At 52.9% G+C, this 531-nt stretch carries 1 protein-coding gene; it reads right to left on the reverse strand.

Translation table 11 applies throughout. The features are described from left to right. Positions 1-189: 189 nt before the first annotated feature. Positions 190-531, reverse strand: a 342-nt coding sequence (locus JIN85_RS20925) for a hypothetical protein (RefSeq protein ID WP_200274507.1), incomplete at its 5' end; no start/stop codon positions are given.

Raw genomic sequence — 531 nt, forward strand, 5'->3', positions numbered from 1 at the left:
CGGGATTAAGCCCGATTTCGTTGAAAATCAATAGACGGAAAGCCGGTCGGGGTATGGTTTGAATGTGTGACCAAACAACCTTTTTTGACCGACTTCCCGCTCACCGTTTTTGCCACCGTGAGGCGTCGGTTGCAAGCGGCGATCCGCCAGACATCCACCCTCATGGATCGGTGTAGAAAACTTTGCGTTTTAGCAGGTCCAGATGTGGGTTAGGCGGGCCAAGGCTTTGCTCCAGGGAGCTTCTTGATAGAGCCAGGTGCGTAGCCATCGCAAAAATCGAACGGTCCTCTGAGTGGCGCGCTGGAAGACTTGGTTGATGTAGTTATTCGCTCGCTGGTAGCGTTCGCCTTCGCGATTCTTGCGTGTTTTTTGTCTGCGGTGCTTTTTCTTGGTTTCGACTTCGTCCCCGATTCCTTCTGCGCATTGGATGGCTTGTTCAAATAGCAGGGTGAGGTTGTGAGACAGGCATTGAAATAGGGCTTGGGCTTCTTTGGCGGTGTGGCTGCTGGCCCAGGATTTGGTTTCCGCCAT

Origin of the sequence: Luteolibacter pohnpeiensis, assembly GCF_016595435.1 — a bacterium.
In the GTDB taxonomy this organism is placed as follows: Bacteria; Verrucomicrobiota; Verrucomicrobiia; order Verrucomicrobiales; family Akkermansiaceae; genus Luteolibacter; species Luteolibacter pohnpeiensis.